The 17,506-nt window shown below is 53.1% G+C and carries 16 protein-coding genes; 11 read left to right on the top strand and 5 right to left on the bottom strand.

Annotated elements, in window-relative coordinates; genetic code table 11:
* Positions 1-173 precede the first annotated feature (173 nt).
* From coaBC to rsmG, 4 genes are all read left to right on the top strand, one after another.
* Entirely contained in the window at positions 174-1,379 is a 1,206-nt protein-coding gene (coaBC, locus tag IPI86_RS07850; RefSeq protein ID WP_345297445.1) for a bifunctional phosphopantothenoylcysteine decarboxylase/phosphopantothenate--cysteine ligase CoaBC, read from the top strand.
* Between the two features lie 2 nt (positions 1,380-1,381).
* The gene (locus IPI86_RS07845) at positions 1,382-2,113 is read left to right on the top strand and encodes a metallophosphoesterase family protein (RefSeq protein WP_345297444.1); all 732 of its coding nucleotides are present in this window, start codon (positions 1,382-1,384) and stop codon (positions 2,111-2,113) included.
* A 102-nt stretch (positions 2,114-2,215) separates the two neighbouring features.
* Entirely contained in the window at positions 2,216-3,163 is a 948-nt protein-coding gene (locus IPI86_RS07840; RefSeq protein ID WP_345297443.1) for a DUF4349 domain-containing protein, read from the top strand.
* Positions 3,164-3,232: 69 nt separating this feature from the next.
* Complete coding sequence (gene rsmG, locus IPI86_RS07835) at positions 3,233-3,943, top strand: 16S rRNA (guanine(527)-N(7))-methyltransferase RsmG (RefSeq protein WP_345297442.1); 711 nt, start codon at positions 3,233-3,235, stop codon at positions 3,941-3,943.
* Positions 3,944-3,966: 23 nt separating this feature from the next.
* On the opposite strand, the gene IPI86_RS07830 is transcribed toward rsmG, so the two are convergent.
* Together IPI86_RS07830 and IPI86_RS07825 are read right to left on the bottom strand one after the other, a co-directional pair.
* A complete protein-coding gene (locus IPI86_RS07830) occupies positions 3,967-4,599 on the bottom strand; it encodes a response regulator transcription factor (protein WP_345297441.1) in 633 nt (210 codons plus the stop codon).
* Positions 4,600-4,689: 90 nt separating this feature from the next.
* Positions 4,690-6,009, bottom strand: a complete 1,320-nt coding sequence (locus tag IPI86_RS07825) for a sensor histidine kinase (RefSeq protein ID WP_345297440.1) — start codon at positions 6,007-6,009, stop codon at positions 4,690-4,692.
* Positions 6,010-6,237: 228 nt separating this feature from the next.
* Between IPI86_RS07825 and IPI86_RS07820 the strand changes: the two genes are divergently transcribed.
* The 7 genes from IPI86_RS07820 (at position 6,238) to IPI86_RS07790 (ending at position 14,332) form a co-directional block, all read left to right on the top strand.
* Entirely contained in the window at positions 6,238-6,666 is a 429-nt protein-coding gene (locus IPI86_RS07820) for a GtrA family protein (protein WP_345297439.1), read from the top strand.
* An 87-nt stretch (positions 6,667-6,753) separates the two neighbouring features.
* Positions 6,754-9,129, top strand: coding sequence for a glycosyltransferase family 39 protein (locus tag IPI86_RS07815; protein ID WP_345297438.1), 2,376 nt, complete (start codon positions 6,754-6,756; stop codon positions 9,127-9,129).
* Between the two features lie 222 nt (positions 9,130-9,351).
* Positions 9,352-10,032 carry a hypothetical protein gene (locus IPI86_RS07810; protein WP_345297437.1) on the top strand — a complete coding sequence of 227 codons (681 nt, stop codon included), beginning with the start codon at positions 9,352-9,354 and terminating at the stop codon, positions 10,030-10,032.
* Positions 10,033-10,058: 26 nt separating this feature from the next.
* Positions 10,059-11,963, top strand: a complete 1,905-nt coding sequence (locus tag IPI86_RS07805) for a peroxidase family protein (protein ID WP_345297436.1) — start codon at positions 10,059-10,061, stop codon at positions 11,961-11,963.
* Positions 11,964-12,034: 71 nt separating this feature from the next.
* On the top strand, positions 12,035-12,769 hold the full coding sequence (locus IPI86_RS07800; RefSeq protein WP_345297435.1) for a PEBP family protein: 735 nt from the start codon (positions 12,035-12,037) through the stop codon (positions 12,767-12,769).
* Positions 12,770-12,772: 3 nt separating this feature from the next.
* Positions 12,773-13,348 carry a YbhB/YbcL family Raf kinase inhibitor-like protein gene (locus tag IPI86_RS07795; RefSeq protein ID WP_345297434.1) on the top strand — a complete coding sequence of 192 codons (576 nt, stop codon included), beginning with the start codon at positions 12,773-12,775 and terminating at the stop codon, positions 13,346-13,348.
* A gap of 3 nt (positions 13,349-13,351) precedes the next feature.
* On the top strand, positions 13,352-14,332 hold the full coding sequence (locus tag IPI86_RS07790; RefSeq protein WP_345297433.1) for a YHYH protein: 981 nt from the start codon (positions 13,352-13,354) through the stop codon (positions 14,330-14,332).
* 97 nt (positions 14,333-14,429) lie between these two features.
* Here IPI86_RS07790 and IPI86_RS07785 read toward each other — a convergent pair whose 3' ends face one another.
* From IPI86_RS07785 to IPI86_RS07775, 3 genes are all read right to left on the bottom strand, one after another.
* Positions 14,430-16,115: a glycosyltransferase family 39 protein gene (locus tag IPI86_RS07785; RefSeq protein ID WP_345297432.1), complete on the bottom strand. Its 1,686-nt coding sequence runs from the start codon at positions 16,113-16,115 to the stop codon at positions 14,430-14,432.
* 70 nt (positions 16,116-16,185) lie between these two features.
* Positions 16,186-16,887 (bottom strand): hypothetical protein, encoded by a 702-nt coding sequence (locus tag IPI86_RS07780; RefSeq protein WP_345297431.1) that lies wholly within the window; start codon positions 16,885-16,887, stop codon positions 16,186-16,188.
* On the bottom strand, positions 16,847-17,506 hold a 660-nt coding region (locus tag IPI86_RS07775; RefSeq protein ID WP_345297430.1), incomplete at its 5' end, for a hypothetical protein. The genes IPI86_RS07780 and IPI86_RS07775, both read right to left, overlap by 41 nt.

Below are 17,506 nucleotides of genomic sequence, written 5' to 3'. Positions count from 1 at the left end.
TGTAAGTTTCGGGTATGTCAATCGATTACATTTTGCAGAATTTGCGCCTCCTTTTTCAGACAGATTAATCTGAATTATTGCTGGCATTTTAGGCAAAAACGCACCATGCAAGATAAATACACATAATGAAAATAACCTCTTACATTTTTCTCTTGGAAGTATAATGACCGCATATGTCCATCCTTTCGAATAAACATATCCTGCTCGGTGTGACGGGTTCCATTGCGGGTTATAAGGCCGCCGACCTGGCTTCCAAACTTGCGCAGGCAGGCGCGGATGTGGATGTGATCTTAACCAACGCAGGGGAAAAATTCGTCACGCCGCTCACCTTTCAATCTGTCACTGGGCGCCGCGCATATACTGACAACGACCTGTGGGGCAACGAAGCACACGTCCTGCATGTCAGCTTTGGCAAAACGGCGGACCTGCTCGTCATTGCGCCGTGCACGGCCGATACGATCGCAAAGCTCGCGAATGGAATCGCAGACAATCTATTGACAGTTACCGCACTCGCAGCGACCTGTCCGCTGGTGATCGCGCCCGCGATGGACGGCGGCATGTTCGATCACCCCGCCACGCAGGACAATCTTGCAAAATTAAAAGAACGCGGTGCGATCATCGTTGGGCCTGCAGAAGGCCACCTCGCTTCGGGGTTGACTGGCACGGGCCGCATGGTGGAGCCTGCGGAAATACTCGGCCACATTCGCATTGTGTTGGGTAGAAAAGGAAAGCTCGCGGGCAAAAAAGTGGTTGTCACTGCGGGCGGGACTCAGGAAGCGCTCGACCCGGTGCGGGTCATCACCAATCATTCATCGGGCAAACAGGGATATGCCATCGCCCAGGCCGCGCTCGATTCAGGCGCGGACGTTTGCCTGGTCACTGCTCCGACAGCATTGACCGCCCCTGTGGGAGCGCGTGTCGTCAAAGTGAACAGCGCGGAAGAGATGCTCAAGGCCGTGTTGGCCGAGTCCGCCGATGCGTTGATCATGGCGGCGGCGGCGGCGGATTTCCGCCCGAAGAATGCGGCCAAAGATAAAATGAAGAAACGCGACGGTATTCCGCAGATTGAGCTTGAAGCGACGCCCGATATTCTTAAAACAGTATCAGGCTCACCCGTCGATAAGAAGCGTTTTCAAGTCATGGTGGGGTTTGCGGCGGAGAGTCAAAATCTTCTTGAAAATGCCGCCGAGAAGTTGAAATCCAAAAAACTGGATTTCATTGTTGCGAACGATATCTCTGCCAGCGATGCGGGGTTTGCGGTGGAGACGAATCGAGTCACCATTCTGTTTGCGAACGGCGCACGGGAAAACCTGCCGTTGACAAGTAAAATGGAAGTGGCTGAAATCATTATCGAACACACATCACGGTTGCTGGAGTAAATATGCGCGTTTTAGTTATGTCGGACATTCATGCGAATTACACTGCCCTTGAAGCCGTATTGAAGGATGCCGGTCAGGTGGATGAAACCTGGTGCCTTGGCGATCTCGTTGGCTATGGCCCTGACCCGAACGCAGTGGTCGAAGAGATTCAGGATATTCCGAACCTCACCTGCCTGCTTGGCAACCATGACGTGGCTGCCATCGGAAAGATGCCGCTCGAAACCTTCAATGGAGATGCACGCCGCTCCCTGATCTATCATGAAAAAGTTTTATCTGCCAGCAACCTGGATTACATGCGTACACTTTCCTCGAATACAAAAGTGTGTGGTGATGCCACGCTCGCGCATGGAAGTCCACGCGACCCGTTGTGGGAATATATTTTGAATTCGTTTTCGGCGCAGCTCAATTTCGACCATTTCAACACGACGAGCTGTTTCGTCGGCCATTCGCACATCCAATGCTCGTTCATGATGGACGGCAATTCCAAACGCGTGACCCTCGGGCAGACAACCCCCGATGTGGTCGTGGAACTGCGTCCGAAGATCATTCTCAACCCGGGCTCGGTCGGCCAGCCGCGTGACCGTGATCCGCGGGCCGCATACGCCATTTACGACACCGAAGCACAGACATGGACTCCGCGCCGCGTGAGCTACAACATCCCCGAGGTGCAGGAACGCATCCGCTCGGCTGGGCTGCCTGAAAAACATGCTTTGCGCATCGCCGATGGGTGGTAGTACCGAAGATTGAGCGGCAAAACATGACGGGCAGGAACTTTCTCTCTATCATGTTCGTTCCTTATGTAGAGAAATCGCCATAAGGTAAAAGGAGAAAAGATCATGAAAAAGATTTTGATATTCAGCATCATTGCCGCGGCATTGCTTGTCACTGCATGCGGCAGTGCAGCAGCCCCGGAAGCCCCTGTCATGGATGTATTGCCATCTTCCGGTGGCGCGCCCGCAGTTGAGCAGGATATGTTCGCGCCCGAGCCTGCATTCGAAGAAAGCACCTCGAACAGCGGTTCTGGTGCCTCAGCGGCAGCCATCGAGCGGATCGTCATCAAAAACGCCGACCTCGCCATCGTCGTTTCAGATGTACAGGGACGCATGGAAGCCATCCAGTCGATGGCTGAGGGAATGGGCGGATTTGTCGTTTCCTCCAATTTGTACCAAAGCTATACCAGCGATAACATTGAAGTGCCCGAAGCAACGATCACTGTCCGCGTGCCTGCCGAAAAGTTGACCGAGGCTCTGGATCAGATCAAAAAAGATGTGGTCGAAGTGCAGTCCGAGACCGTCTCAGGTCAGGATGTCACTGCCGAATACGTGGACCTGCAATCGAACCTGAAAAGCCTCGAAGCCACTGAAGAGCAATTGAACAAGATCCTCGAAGAAGCCACCACCACCGAAGACGTGGTCAACATCTTCAATCAGCTTACCTATTATCGCCAGCAGATCGAAGTGACCAAGGGCCAGATCAAATATTATGAAGAAGCCTCCGCGCTTTCTGCCATCAGCGTGCGCATCGTTGCCGAAGAGACCATCAAGCCGCTTGTCATCGGCAAGTGGGAGCCCAAGGGCGTGGCGCTCGAAGCGACACAGGATCTGATCGATTTCTTCCAGGGCTTTTCCGAGTTCCTCATCCGCTTCATTATCTTCACCCTGCCTGTTCTGCTCACCATCGGCTTCTTCCTTTATCTTTTGTTTATCGGCGCGCGGGCCATTTTCCGCAAGCTGCGTGGAAGCAAACCGAAGAAGGAACAAGCACAGGAAGTGGAAAAGAAGTAAGAAGTGAATTGTGAATAGTAAAAGAGAGACTGCTGAAAAGTGGTCTCTCTTTTTTGCTATAATCACTTCATGGAAAATTTAGCCCGCGAAGCACTCTCGCTTTTCAACGTCCGCCTGACGGGGAGACACATTCTGGCGCTTGCCACTTATGAACGTGAGCTTTTGGATTGGAATCAAAAATTCAACCTCACCGCCATTCGGGATGTGGAATCCATCCGCACCAAGCATTTTTTGGATTCACTTTCCTGTGTGCAGGCGTGGAAAGCCGCTCCCCCGTATCGCCTCATTGACGTGGGAACGGGTGCCGGTTTCCCGGGCATTCCCTTGAAAATCATCTATCCCGCCATGCATTTGACCCTGGTCGAATCAGTCGGTAAGAAGGCCAAATTCTGTCAGCACATCGTGGATACCCTCGGGCTGGAAAATGTGAAGGTGATCCATTCGCGCGCGGAAGACATCGGTCAAAAAGCGGAGCATCGTGAAAGTTATGACTGGGCTGTAGCACGCGCAGTGGCAAACCTCAATGTTTTGAGCGAATACCTGCTCCCGCTGGTAAAGCTGGGCGGAATCGTACTTGCCCAAAAAGGTGAAAGCGGACCCGCCGAAGCGCAGTCCGCTGAAAAGGCGATGAAATTATTGGGTGGAAAATTAAAGCAGTTGATTCCCGTCAACCTGCCCGGCGTTGCCGATGACCGTTACCTTGTGCTCGTGGATAAGGTCGCTGCCACGCCGCCGAAATATCCGCGCAGTGCGGGGATGGCAGCGAAAACGCCGCTGTAATTCAACAAAACTGATCATTGATCTCACAACCCATGCTGAATGGCGATGACCGCCGCCTGCGTTCTATCTGACACTCCCAATTTTTCCAAAATTGCGCTGACGTGATTCCGCACCGTCCCTTCGGATAAATGCAACTGGGCAGCAATATCGCTGTTGTTGATTCCTTTGGCGATCAGGCGCAGCACATCCAATTCACGCTCGGTGAGTTTATCTGTCAAGATGGAAGTGGGCTGTGTTTGCTTGCTGGCAACTTGATTTAATAATTTACCCGCAATGGCGGGGTCAACAAAGGATTTTCCTTCCATTGTCCCGCGAATGGCTTCGACGATCTTCTGGCGTGACGTATCCTTGAGCAGGTAGCCTGATGCGCCCGCGCGGATGGCATCAAAGACCCATTCATCGTCATCGTAGGTGGTCAGCACGAGAATTTTGATTTGGGGGAATCTGGCGCGGATCTCACGCGTGGCTTCGATCCCGTTCATCATTGGCATTTTCAAGTCCATCAAAATGAGATCGGGTTGTTTTTGCGCGGCAAGTTCCACGGCTTCAGCGCCGTCTTGCGCGGAGCCGATGACCTGGAAATCCTTCTCGAGGTTGAGAAGCATTTCCAGCCCGTCGCGGATCACTGCCTGGTCGTCACAGAGGAGGATTTTCATAGTTGGTCATCTCTTCGTCCTGAGCGGAACCGCCGATCTTTGGCGGCGTAGTCGAGGGATAGGACTCTCGCTTCGCTCAGCGAGAGCAGATTATATCGTCAGCACAACCTTCGTGCCTTTTCCTTTTTCACTTTCGATCTTCAATTTACCACCTGCAAGTTCGGCGCGTTCGCGCATGCCGATGAGTCCAAAGTGGCCTGTCGGTTCCTTTGAGCGCATATCAAAGCCAATGCCGTTATCGCGGATGGTCAAGGTGGTATGGCCGTTGCTTTCGAGACGGATGGTGAATTTGTTAGCGCGCGAGTGATGAGTGATATTTTCAATGGCTTCCTGTGCAATTCGATAGAGGGTCTGCTCCACGTCTGGGCTGAGAGAAGGCATGGGATTTGGCAGAACCAGTTCAAGGTCCAGATGGAAGCGCGAGGCCGCAGATTCGGCGGCCTGTCGGATGGCGGGTCCCAATCCCATATCTTCCAAAGTCGATGAACGCAGGGCTTTGAGTGCGCGGCGGGTTTCATCCACACCGGTGCGGGTGGCCTCCAGCGATTTATCGAGGAATTCCTGTGCCTTCTTCGGTTCGATATCAAAATAGGCTTTGGCAGTTTCAAGCGAGACGGAAATGGCGGTGAGAGAATGGGCCAGCGTATCGTGCAGTTCGCGCGCGAGACGATTGCGTTCACGACTCACCGTCAACTGCTCCAGCGTCGACGCATAGTGCGAAAGATTGGCATTGGCCTGTCGAAGCGACTCCTGCTGTTCGCGCAGGCGTGTGACAAGCAGGTTGAGGAAGATACCTGTGGCTACAAACGTAATGGTGCGGATAATGGCAATGAAAATGAAAACATAAACGCTTTGGGAATTGATGACGCTGAACGCGATCAGGCCAAGCTCAAGCGCCGTGGTGGCCACGCTGAAAAAGATGACATGTGGAAGTTGATATTCCCATGCGACCAGCGCCAGCGCAACAAACAGAACGGGCAACTGCCGCAGCGCCATGCCTTCCGCATTCGAAAGCGGACCCTGCGGGAAGCGCGGCACGACCAGGGTATTGATGATGATGGGCGTAGCCGAGATCATCAACACCAGAAGAGGGTAGAACGCGCCACCAAGCTGATCTTGCGGCCATTTCCAATACGTGAACAGAAGAAAGACAAAAGCAACCGCGCCATTGGCCGCATAGAAAAGAAAGACAGGCCAAAAACGCGCCCCCTGCGGCTGAAGCTGCGGATTCCCCAACGGGGGAAGCAGTTGACCGGGGATATCCTGCTGGAGCGGCGGGTTTTGCGTAATGGCTTGCTGGGCAAACGGGGTGTACAACACAACATCCATCATCAACATGGCGATCAGATAACCGATCCATATCCATGCGGCGACACGCAAAATGCGGGTTGAGTCGTTTTGAGCTTGCATAAGCAAATCTTATCATGAAGGCAGGCGCGCGCCCTGTGCGCGTCGTCATGATTCCCCCACATTTCCCATGACAGCAGTCATGGGTGGGGATGAAGAATTCACGGCTGTGGACGGCAAGTAATGACTGGCTTCACTCTCTCAATTTGGCGGAAAAATATAAGATTAGGATATCGAACAAAAGAACATCTTCGTTTATCAATGTTTATCTCTGATTACAAGGAGTAAAGAATGGCCGCTTTATCTGACACGTCTTCAAACAAGGAAATCGAACGCTTCTCCCGTTTTCTGGCGGTGGGTGCGGTCGGCACTTTATTGGATTTCAGCCTGCTGACCCTGCTCAAACTGGCAGGCCTGCCGACTTTGCTGGCAAACAGCCTGTCCTTTACCGCGGGGCTGGTCAATAATTTCACATGGAATCGCCTTTGGACCTTCGGCGACGCCATTCAGCCCGATTGGCGCAGACAACTTATCCAATTCACAGCTGTGAGTCTGGTAGGGCTTGCACTGAACAACCTCATCGTGCTTTCGCTGGAAGGCATCTTCGGCACAATGCTCGGCCAACCCGATTGGGGCTACCTCCCTGCAAAGGTCATTGCTACAGGCGTGGTCGTCTTTTGGAATTATTTCGCCAATCGCATGTGGACTTTCAAGAAATAAGAAATCTCGGTGGTCTCGATACGGGCTGGAAAAAACATCAGCCCTACTCGACCACCAGTCCTGACAAGATGTAACAAGGAGTAATAAATGACAACTGCAACCATCCCAACCCAACCATCCTTCCTAAAGAAGAATCTCGTCCTCGGGATTACGCCCGCCTTTTTGCTTGTGATCGTCATCATGGCGATCTCTTTCGGTGTACATATGTATAACATCGAATCCATCGGCGATGCCAATTCATATTACACCGCCGCAGTGGAAGCCATGCTGAAAAGCTGGAGCAATTTCTTCTTCGTCGCCGCCGAGCCCGGCGGTTCGGTCACCGTGGATAAACCCCCGTTGGGGTTGTGGATCGAAGCGGTCTTCGCATTTTTCCTTGGTGTGAGCGGATTCAGCGTTTCACTGCCGAATATCCTCGCGGGTATATTCAGCATTCCGCTTTTGTACAGCATGGTCAAAAAATATGCGGGCGAACTCGCAGGCCTCATTGCAGCTTTCGTCATGGCCTTCACCCCCGTCTTCGTGGCCACCAACCGCAACAACACCATGGATGGCATGCTCGTCTTCTTTTTGCTCATGGCGGCCTGGGCTTTCATCAAAGCAACCGAAGATGGAAAACTCCGCTGGCTTTTGCTGGGCGGGTTCATTGTCGGCCTCGGTTTCAATATCAAAATGATGCAAGCTTTTCTGCCGCTCCCCGCATTCTACGCGCTGTATTTCTTCGGATCGAAAGAAGGCTGGCTCCGTAAAATCTTCAATCTTGGCATCGCCACCGTATTACTGCTCGCGGTTTCGTTCTCATGGGCAGTTGTTGTAGATTTGACCCCCGCTGACTCACGCCCATATATTGGATCAAGCGATAACAACACTGTCATGGGATTGATCTTCGGCCACAACGGAGTATCGCGCCTCGGAAACACTGGATTGGGAGGAAACGGCGGACCGCAAAATGGAACGCCTCCCACCGCGCCGCAAACTGATCAGTCCACCAATCAGGCGGCTCAGCCTCAGCAGAATCTTCGTCAAGGCCCGCCGCAGGAAGCCTTGGATGCCTGCTCCACATCTTCACAAGGCGATGCCTGCTCATTCACCACTCAAAACGGCAACACCGTGGATGGCTCCTGCATTACACCTCAAAACCTCGATGTCCTGGCCTGCGCTCCGCAAGGCATGTCACAGCAAAACGGACAGGCTCCCACAGGCAATGCTCAGACAACAAACGACAATGTCAACAATCAAGGTCCGCCGCAAGCCGCATTGGATGCGTGCTCCACATCCACACAAGGCGATGCCTGCTCGTTCACTCTGCAAAACGGGAACACGATCAACGGCTCCTGCGTGACTCCACCTAACTCAAGTGAATTGGCTTGCGCTCCGCAGGGCATGAACCCCCAGCAAAATGGGCAGGGACCCGCTGGCGGGCCAGGCGGCAATGGCGGTACTCCTTTCAGCCAGGAGACAGGCACACCGGGCGTCTTCCGCTTCTTTACAAATCCGCTTTCAAAGCAAATGTCGTGGCTTCTGCCCTTCGCGTTGATCAGTGTGGTGCTGGCGCTTTTCGCGGGCAAGATCCGCCTGCCGCTTGAATCGGCGGTTCACAAAGCCCTCGTCATTTGGGGTGGATGGCTGCTGACCTGTGTGGTGTTCTTTAGCATGGTCTCAGGCATCTTCCACTCTTACTATGCCATCATGCTGGCCCCTGCCCTCGGCGCCATGGTGGGAATCGGCTTCGCTCAATTGTGGAGTTGGGGCAAAGACAAAAAATGGATCGGCGCAGTGCTTATCGGCGCATCTTTAATTACGCTGGCCTTTCAACTCTTCGCCTCGTATCAATACGGTGAACAATCGTGGTGGATGCTTCTCGCGGTGATCCTGTTTGCGGTGGGAACCCTCTCGATGGTCGTTGTGAAGCGCGCCGCGTATCTCAGCCTGCTGGCTTCGATGCTGGTCATCCCCATCTATTGGACGATGATGACCGTCTCATCCAATGTGGATAAAAATTTACCCACCGCTTATACAGGAGGCAATCAGCAACAGGTCGGCCTTGCTTCGCCGCGTCCGCAGGATGATGGCGGACCGAACTCGAACGTAAACAGCGAAATGCTTGCCTATCTTCAGGCCAACACGCAGGATGTGAAATATCTGGCGGCAGTGCCTTCGTCACAGCAGGGCTCCACCTGGGTGATCCAAACGGGAAGACCAGTGCTGTATATGGGCGGCTTCGGCGGGCAGGATGATGTCGTCAGCGCGGAAGACCTTGCGGAGATGGTTGCCAACGGTGAATTGCGCTACGTGCTCTACGGTGATAATCGCGGCAACAAGGAAGATATTGCCAACTGGCTGGCAAGTTCGTGTTCGGTGGTCTCTGAATTCAGCAACCAGCAAAATGGACAGAATCAGGTTCAAGGTCCAGGTGGAGGCGGGCCGGGCAATCAATCCAACACGTTATATATGTGCAAGTAGTCTCAATAAAAAATAATTTTGGACATAGACGAACGCTGATTTTCGCTGATAAAGCAAAGTCAGCGTTTTCTATGTTTTTACGTCATTTTTCCCATGACACCTGTCATGCCTGTTGATGCAGGTATGCATGGACATTCGTTCAACATGATGATTTTACACACTCATTACATTTTTTACACGTGGCTAAAATGCAACCAACATCAAACACAAAAGGAAAACAAAATGAAAAACAAAAATCTCCTCCTTCTTTCCATCTTCACCCTGCTGACTCTCATCGTCAGCGCCTGCGCAAGCGTTGCCCCCGCCACTCAAGCCGCTGAAGTTCAAGCTACCCAGCCCGCCATGCCCGTGGAAGCTGTAGACGTCTCGCAGAACCAGCCAGCCGCGTCGCTTGATTCAAACGCGCAGCCCGCACAACTTGACCCCAATGGAATCCAGCCTGCGGGAATTCAGCCTTCAATTGCACAGCCATCCAACGACCAGCCCATGCAAAACGGACAGGGCGGGCAACCCGGTCAAAATGGCGATTGCCGCCCCGATATGACCACAGCCGCAAACACCTTGGGAATCACCGCTGAAGAACTTCAAGCAGCATTGGGTGACCCCGCTCAAGGCAGGCCCGACCTGGCCACCGCAGCCGCCACACTCGGCATCACTGAAGAAACTTTGAAGCAAGCCATACAACAGGCCATGCCCACCGACTGCGCCAATATGGGCGGCAGACCGGGCAACGGACAGCAACCTCCGCAGGAAGCTTACGATGCTTGTGTCGGGTTGAGTGAAGGTGCGGCTTGCACCGTTCTCACCCCGAATGGAAGCCTAAGCGGCACTTGCTCCCTGCCGCCCAGCAATGCCTCCACTCAGTTGGCATGCGCTCCCATCGGCGGACCGCAGCAACCGTAAGAGATTCAACGTCAAAGGAACCCAATATGAACAACCTCACCAGAACTTTCGCCGCAAGCATGCTCGTATTCCTTGTCGGATGCCAGTCTTTCAACCCAGCACCCGCTCAAAACACATCCAATACCGATTCAAATGTGTTGATCGAAAATGCGCAGGCAAGCCTTTCAGAAACAAATGACGAATCAAATTCCAGCCGCGAAACCGAACCGCTGGATGGAATCGGAAACAACATCGCCAACCCAACCTGGGGAAGCATCAACCAGACCTTGCTTCGCTTCGCCGCAGCGGACTATGGAGATGGAACCAACTCCCCCGCAGGCGCGGATCGTCCCAGCCCGAGGCTGGTCAGCAACACATTCTCGGTCAGCCCCGAAGAAGGCATCGCCAATGACCGCGATTTCACCGCCTTCGTCTATGCTTGGGGACAATTCCTCGACCACGATATTGACCTGACCGACACCGCCTCGCCGAAAGAGGCTTTTCCCATCATCGTGCCCACAAGCGATGCTTGGTTCGACCCTGCCGGCACTGGCACGATGACCATTCCCGTCTCACGCTCGAATTACGATACCAGCATCAGCGGCCCGCGCCAGCAGACCAATTCCATCACCGCTTTCATTGACGGCTCGCAAATTTATGGCATAGACCCAGAACGCGCGGCAGCCTTGCGTGAATTCGGCGGCGGACGGTTAAAGACCAGTGCAGGCAACCTGCCACCTCTCAACACCGAAGGATTCCCCAACGCCAACGATGCCCACCGCGTGGACGACAGTCAACTGTTCCTCGCAGGCGATGTCCGCGCCAACGAAAACCCCGAACTGCTTTCCCTGCATACGCTTTTCCTGCGTGAGCACAACCGCATCGCCGCAGAAGCCGCCCAACGCCATCCCGATTGGACCGATGAGGAACTGTATCAATTCGCGCGCCGCAAGGTCATTGCCGAATTGCAAAAGATCACCTACGATGAATTCCTCCCTGCCATTCTCGGGCCGAATGCCATGCCCGCCTACCGCGGCTATCAATCTGAAGTGAATCCTGGCATCGCCAATGAATTTTCCACGGCTGCGTTTCGTTTCGGTCATAGCATGCTGGGCGATGACATCGAATTTCTCGACAACGACGGGAACGAAAATCACGAAGCCATGCCATTGCGCGATTCGTTCTTCAACCCTACTGTGCTCCACGAAACAGGCATTGACCCCATTCTAAAATATCTCGCCTCCGATAACGCGCAGGAGATCGACCCCATCGTCGTGGATGACGTCCGCAATTTCCTCTTCGGCGCACCTGGCCAGGGCGGATTCGACCTCGCCTCCCTCAACATCCAGCGCGGACGCGACCACGGCCTCGCCGACTACAATACCACCCGCGCCGCCTACGGCCTCGACCGCATCACCAGCTTCGAGCAGATCACCTCCGACAAGTCACTGCAGGCCTCACTCGCCGCTACCTACGGCAGCGTGGATAACATTGACCTGTGGATCGGCGGCCTTGCCGAAGACCACCTGCCTAATTCCAGCCTCGGCGAAACCTTCACCGCGATTCTCGTGGACCAGTTCAGCCGTCTGCGTGATGGTGATCGTTTCTGGTATCAGGCCTCCCTGTCGAATCGAATCGTCGATGATGTGCAAAACACCACCCTCGCCGACATCATCCGCCTCAACACAGACCTGACCAAACTTCAGGCAGATGTCTTCTTCTTCAACGAATCCACCGTCATTGTGGATGCTGAAACGCCCAACCAACAAGGCAACGGCAACCAGAATGGTCACCAGCCTCCGCAAGCCGCGATCGATGCCTGTGCCAATCTCTCCGCAGAATCAGCTTGTTCATTCAGTGGTAGAAATCAAAACCTAGTCAGCGGGACCTGTCAGGTCATACCGAATTCAATTCTGGCCTGCGTGCCGGCAGGCGGCCCGCCGAGACCTTAAGACCATAACAGTGACTTCAGTTGCTTGGCTAAAAAGTAACTGAAGTCACTGCTACAAAAAGGAGAATATCAATGAAACGAACTTCGTCTTTATCACTATCCATATTTCTGCTCTCGATTGTTTTGAACGCTTGCGGCGCACCTCTGCCGCCCAGCCAGGCGAATACCCAGCCAGTCACGCAAGAACAGACGCCCAGTTCCATCAACACGACAGGTGCGATCAACATCAAAGCCGATGTCTGGGCCGATAATTGGTTCGCTTTCTATCTGGCTGATCAACTCATTAAAGAAGATTCAGTTTCAATTACGACCGAACGTTCCTTCAACGCAGAGACATTCACCTTCGCCGCATCCTACCCGATGACCTTGAATTTCATCGCCAAGGATTTCAAGGAAAACGACACGGGACTCGAATATATCGGCACCAATAGACAGCAAATGGGCGATGGCGGCCTGATCGCGCAATTCATCAATGCCGACACGGGTGAGGTCATCGCCGTCACCGACTCGAATTGGATGTGTACCGTCATCCACGAAGCGCCGCTCGATAAAGCCTGCGAAAAATCTGCCAACCCTGTGGCAGGCGAAATGCCCTGCGGATTCACTTCGTTGGAAGAGCCTGCAAACTGGATGGATGCAGCCTTCGACACCTCTGCCTGGGCCAAAGCCACTGTTTATTCCGCTGAGCAGGTTGACCCGAAGGATGGATTCGAGCAGATCGAGTGGAATCCATCCGCACAATTCATCTGGGGTCCCGACCTTGAAACGAACAATACACTTCTGTGCAAGTTGACCATCAACGGATAACGCATGAAGACAAAAATATTTTCGTTATTTCTCATCTTCCTGCTGATGGGTTGCACGCTCGCCCCCGGTGACCCGCCTGCTCCGCCCAACACAACCCCAGTGATCGAACCCACCTCATCAAACGGCACATTCCTACTCACCAGTCCAGAAGTATCCGAAGGCGGTGCCCTGCCCAAGGAATTCACCTGCGATGGTTCCAGTGCTACTCTGCCCCTCGCATGGAATGGTGCGCCCACAGGGACAAAAAGTTTCGCTGTCGTCATGCATCACGTCCCTGGGCCCGGTGACACGCATTGGTATTGGGTCGTTTACAACATTCCTGCTGACATCACAAGCCTTGAAAAGAACAGCACAGGCATTGGCATACTCGGAACTAACAGCGTCAACGGCGAAACCAAATACGCACCGCCCTGCTCGAAAGGCCCTGGCGAAAAAGTCTACACCTACACCGTGTACGCGCTTTCCGCCGAGCCGCATATTTCCGCCGCCGATTCAGAAGTCAGCCGCGAGGTGTTGCTCGATGCGATTCAAAATATCACCCTTGCCAGCGCAGCATTGAACGTAACCTACACGAGGTAACTCATGTCCATCACACGCCGTGACTTTCTAAGACTCTCCGCCTACGGATTCGGCACAGCCTTCCTCGCCGCCTGCGGATTCAGACCCGGGGACAATCCCCCACCGATCAACCCGACCGAGTTGCCTGCCCTGTCACCAACAGTCATTTCTCAAGCCCTGACAGAACTCGGCTTCGAAGCCTTCGCCGATCAAGTGAAGGTGTATCAAGATGCCCAGTATCTTTACGTTGAATCCAACGGAATGCCCGCCCATCCAATGATGATCGGGATCAAAAGCTGGCAGCAACAAGTGCCTTTGCCGCAGCCATTTACAGGCAGCAACGCATGGAAGATTCCTCTTCACCCCGTCGTTGCAGAGAATCCCATTTCGGCAAAGACCGATCTATATCGCGGCGCGATCGCTCTCGCTGTGAATGGCGTCCCCATTTTCAACGCACTCAACAATCGCGGCGACGATGCCTACCTCTACGGCGAACTGGACGAATTCGGCGGCCACGCAGGCCGCGCCGACGATTATCACTATCACACCGCCCCACTGCACCTTTCCGAACTTGTCGGCATCGACAAACCCATCGCCTACGCCCTTGATGGCTTCCCCATTTACGGCCTCACCGAACCCGATGGCACGGCCGTCACCGACCTCGACGAATTCAACGGCCACTTCGCCGCAGATGGCAGTTATCACTATCACGGCACGAAAACCTATCCCTACATCAATGGCGGCATGCGCGGAGTTGTCACCGTCCGCGATGACCAGATCGAACCCCAACCGCGCATGACCCCAATTCGCGAGGCGTTGCAACCCCTGCAGGGCGCAACCATCACCAACTTCACCGAACTCGATTCCAGTCACTATTCGCTGGAATACCAGATCAGCGGGCAAAAGTATTATGTCAATTATGGGTTTGAGGGAAACACCTACACATTTGAATTCGTGGATGCTTCAGGAAAGAAAACAATCGAGACTTATACAAGTCACAATTAATGCCGCTTAAAAATTGACCGCAGAGACGCCCAAAAAACTGGCGTCTCTGCGGCTTTGCGTTAAAAACCTTTAGAGACAGTAGCTCAATGAATAAACGTCACTTACTGATCGTCTCATAAAATGATACTGGCAGGTCTGCCATCCGATAAATTCGGATCGTCGAAACCCCATTGATGAAAATCGAATGTTCGGGCGTCACACCATCCATCGCCTGCACGAACAACTCCGAGCGCGGCGTGCGCGGTCTCAGCGCATCGTTGATCACCAAATAATCCGCCTGCTCCAGCCGCTCGATCATCGAAGGCATGCCTGGCTCTTCAATGAAAAGCGGATTGAAAATAATGGTCTCACCCGGAAAGAAATACGAAAACGGTCCACGCCCACGAAACGACAACACCTTCAAAGCAGCCGCATTCGGCTTTTGCGCCAAATACGCAGCCGCCTGCTCAAAGCCCTCGCCATAATCCGAAAGCGGCGCATTCACCACCAGCGGATTATGGTAGGTGTAATAATATGGATAATAGATCAACGCGCTGCCTAATTGCAAAATGAGGATGAAAACCACGCCTCCCATCTTAAGCCGAGAATTGATTCGGGCATCCTGATTCAGAATCAGCCCCGAAAGAGACACCCACCCCAGCGCCGCAATCACATCCATGCTCACATGCGCCGACATAATGTAGTGCGGCGAATTCCGTCCCTGTGCCGCGCTGAATAGCAAAATGGACATGACCGCATTCACAAAGAGATAAAGCATGAGCTTCTTCTCGAAAGCCGCATCCTTTCGCCGCAAAGACAAGACCGCCAGAATCAGTCCCAGCCACGAAAACGGAGTCTCCTTCGTCAAGACCTGCGCCACAAAATTCAGGATCGACCCACTCATTGTGGCAAGGCCAAATCGTGAAGGCTCCAACTCCTGTGTCACTTGCAGGCGCGAACCCTGCAAGGCATAACTGAAGGCATTGCCGTACACCTCATAAAGCATCTTGCCCGGCGCAGCCCACATACCGGGCCAAAGGATGAAATATGCCAAAGCCAGCCACCCCAGCCAAACGCCGAAAATCTTCAAATGTTCCAGGAGCGCGGACTTAAGTCCGCGTTCCTTTGTTTTTTCAAAAACCGCAATCGCCAGCATTAACGCAATGACGGGGAACATCGCCATCGCCGAAGATTTCGTCAACTGCGCCAGCGCCGCAGATGCCCCCGAGATCAGCAGGAAAAACCACTTCCGCTCGAACTCGAGATACGCCAGCATCCCCAAAAGCGAAGCCAGCACGAAAAAAGCCACCAACGCCTCATGGCTGAGCACCCGCGAATGACCGAGAAAATACGGCGCACTTGAAATGAAAGCCGTAATGAAGAAAGCCTTTTCATCGCCGAACAAAACCGAGAGCAGATAAAAAATAATCAGCACAAACAGGATGATGGTCGCCACCTGAAAGAGGCGGCTGAGAACCAGCAGAACCATCGGGTCATGTCCATTCTCGATGATGAACGGGTCGAACTTTTCTTTGTCCACATCAAAGTAGCCCTGACCCAAACCACGGTAATCGGGGAAATCCACAAGAAAAGCGGCGGTAATGAAAGACATCGTCGTCACCGCAGGGTGATATTCATAGACGGTGTTTTCCAACTCACGCTGACCAAGGGCATAATAATAATTCGCCCCCACCGAAAGCCAGAACGGCTCGTCAATGGTGACGAAGGAATCCAAAGCCGAAAGACGCGGGGCAATGGTCAAAGCGAGAAGGAGGAGGACAAGAAGTATTTTACGGAAATTCATGATCTGCCTTTAATAATGTCACCCTGAAATGAGAGATGCTTCGCTTCGCTCAGCATGACATGGCAAGGAGTTATTTATAAAAACTCGCAGGGATATCTGCCACGCGATAGATCTCTACGTAGGTTCGGCCATACAACTCAATGACATGTTCGGGAGTCAACTCTTTGAGAAGCGGCAGGCGTTCTTCAAGACCAGAATACATGACGAGGTAATCCGATTCGCGCAAATTCTCGATCAACTGCGTCTTGTCATCGAAAAGGATCGGCTTGAAAAGCAGGGTTTCCCCGGGATAGTAATAACTGAAACTGCGGCCAAAATAAACGAGGGCGGTCTGGTCTTTTGCGTCGGGTTTTTGTGCGAGGTAGGCAGCGGCTTGTTCCATGCGCTCGCCGTAGAAAAACGGACTAGGCCGCCCCGCAATAGCGGTCATGATCGGGTTGAGGTAGGTGAAATAATACGGCGCATTTTGAAACAGCGGAAACATCTGTGCAGACAGTAAAACCACAACCAAGCCCGCCTGAGCCCATATCTGTTTCGCCCATGCAAAGGACTGACTTATCCAACGCAAAGCCAATGTCCAACCAATTGCGGCGGCGAATTCGAAACCATAATAAGAAGCAAGGACATAATGCGGCTGGTCACGTCCCTGCACAAGGGAGAACATGCCGATGCAGGCAAAGGCTTCGAGTAACAGAAAAGCGATCAGATATTTGGCAAGCGGGAAAACAACCTCACGGTTTTTGGAAAAGAAAAAAATTACCGCAAGAATCAACCCCGATCCATGTGACAGGAGTGGTGCGCCATGCAATCGAAGTGAGGAAGTCGAAAACGCCGAGTCCTGCCGAGGCGAGGCTGAAATTGGAAGGCTCCAACTCTTGCGTGACGGAAAGGCGCGCACCTTGAAAGGCATAACTGAAGGCATTGCCGTACACTTCGTAGAGCATCTTGCCCGGTGCAACCCACATGCCAGGCCATGCGATGAAATAGACAATGAAGAAGGCCAAAATCCACAGGCCGTAGATTTTGAAAAAGTTTATCAGAGATGCAGAAATTTTTCGGTTTTCGCGCCACTGCATCCAGGCAAAGTAAGCGGTCATCACAGCCACAACAGGGAATAACACGATCGCCGAGGACTTGGTCAGATTCGCAAAGGCGGCGAATCCTGCCGAGAGAATCGCAAGACCAGTTGTCGGCTTAAGAAAGAGATGCGCTGTCATCGCGAGGATCGTGAGCAGGGAGAAGAGTCCCACCATTGATTCGTGGTTCAACATCCGCGATTGTCCGAAAAGATAGGGAGCAAACGAAGTGAGCAGGAGAATGATGAGGGCGGAATTTTCGTCGAGCAGGGATTTCAAAAAGAAGAAGGCGGCGATGAAAAGCGACAGGTTGAG

Origin of the sequence: Candidatus Villigracilis affinis, from assembly GCF_016705895.1 — a bacterium.
GTDB lineage: Bacteria > Chloroflexota > Anaerolineae > Anaerolineales > Villigracilaceae > Villigracilis > Villigracilis affinis.
Note: the sequence above shows the minus strand (reverse complement) of the source record. Positions and strands in the feature narration are given on the sequence as shown.

Bases quoted from the DNA above. Each gene is read 5' to 3' on its own strand.
- coaBC (WP_345297445.1), top strand. From the start codon at position 174: ATGTCCATCCTTTCGAATAAACATATCCTGCTCGGTGTGACGGGTTCC.
- IPI86_RS07805 (WP_345297436.1), top strand. From the start codon at position 10,059: ATGAACAACCTCACCAGAACTTTCGCCGCAAGCATGCTCGTATTCCTT.
- IPI86_RS07820 (WP_345297439.1), top strand. From the start codon at position 6,238: ATGGCCGCTTTATCTGACACGTCTTCAAACAAGGAAATCGAACGCTTC.
- IPI86_RS07815 (WP_345297438.1), top strand. From the start codon at position 6,754: ATGACAACTGCAACCATCCCAACCCAACCATCCTTCCTAAAGAAGAAT.
- IPI86_RS07825 (WP_345297440.1), bottom strand. From the start codon at position 6,009: ATGCAAGCTCAAAACGACTCAACCCGCATTTTGCGTGTCGCCGCATGG.
- rsmG (WP_345297442.1), top strand. From the start codon at position 3,233: ATGGAAAATTTAGCCCGCGAAGCACTCTCGCTTTTCAACGTCCGCCTG.
- IPI86_RS07795 (WP_345297434.1), top strand. From the start codon at position 12,773: ATGAAGACAAAAATATTTTCGTTATTTCTCATCTTCCTGCTGATGGGT.
- IPI86_RS07790 (WP_345297433.1), top strand. From the start codon at position 13,352: ATGTCCATCACACGCCGTGACTTTCTAAGACTCTCCGCCTACGGATTC.
- IPI86_RS07785 (WP_345297432.1), bottom strand. From the start codon at position 16,115: ATGAATTTCCGTAAAATACTTCTTGTCCTCCTCCTTCTCGCTTTGACC.
- IPI86_RS07800 (WP_345297435.1), top strand. From the start codon at position 12,035: ATGAAACGAACTTCGTCTTTATCACTATCCATATTTCTGCTCTCGATT.
- IPI86_RS07830 (WP_345297441.1), bottom strand. From the start codon at position 4,599: ATGAAAATCCTCCTCTGTGACGACCAGGCAGTGATCCGCGACGGGCTG.
- IPI86_RS07840 (WP_345297443.1), top strand. From the start codon at position 2,216: ATGAAAAAGATTTTGATATTCAGCATCATTGCCGCGGCATTGCTTGTC.
- IPI86_RS07810 (WP_345297437.1), top strand. From the start codon at position 9,352: ATGAAAAACAAAAATCTCCTCCTTCTTTCCATCTTCACCCTGCTGACT.
- IPI86_RS07845 (WP_345297444.1), top strand. From the start codon at position 1,382: ATGCGCGTTTTAGTTATGTCGGACATTCATGCGAATTACACTGCCCTT.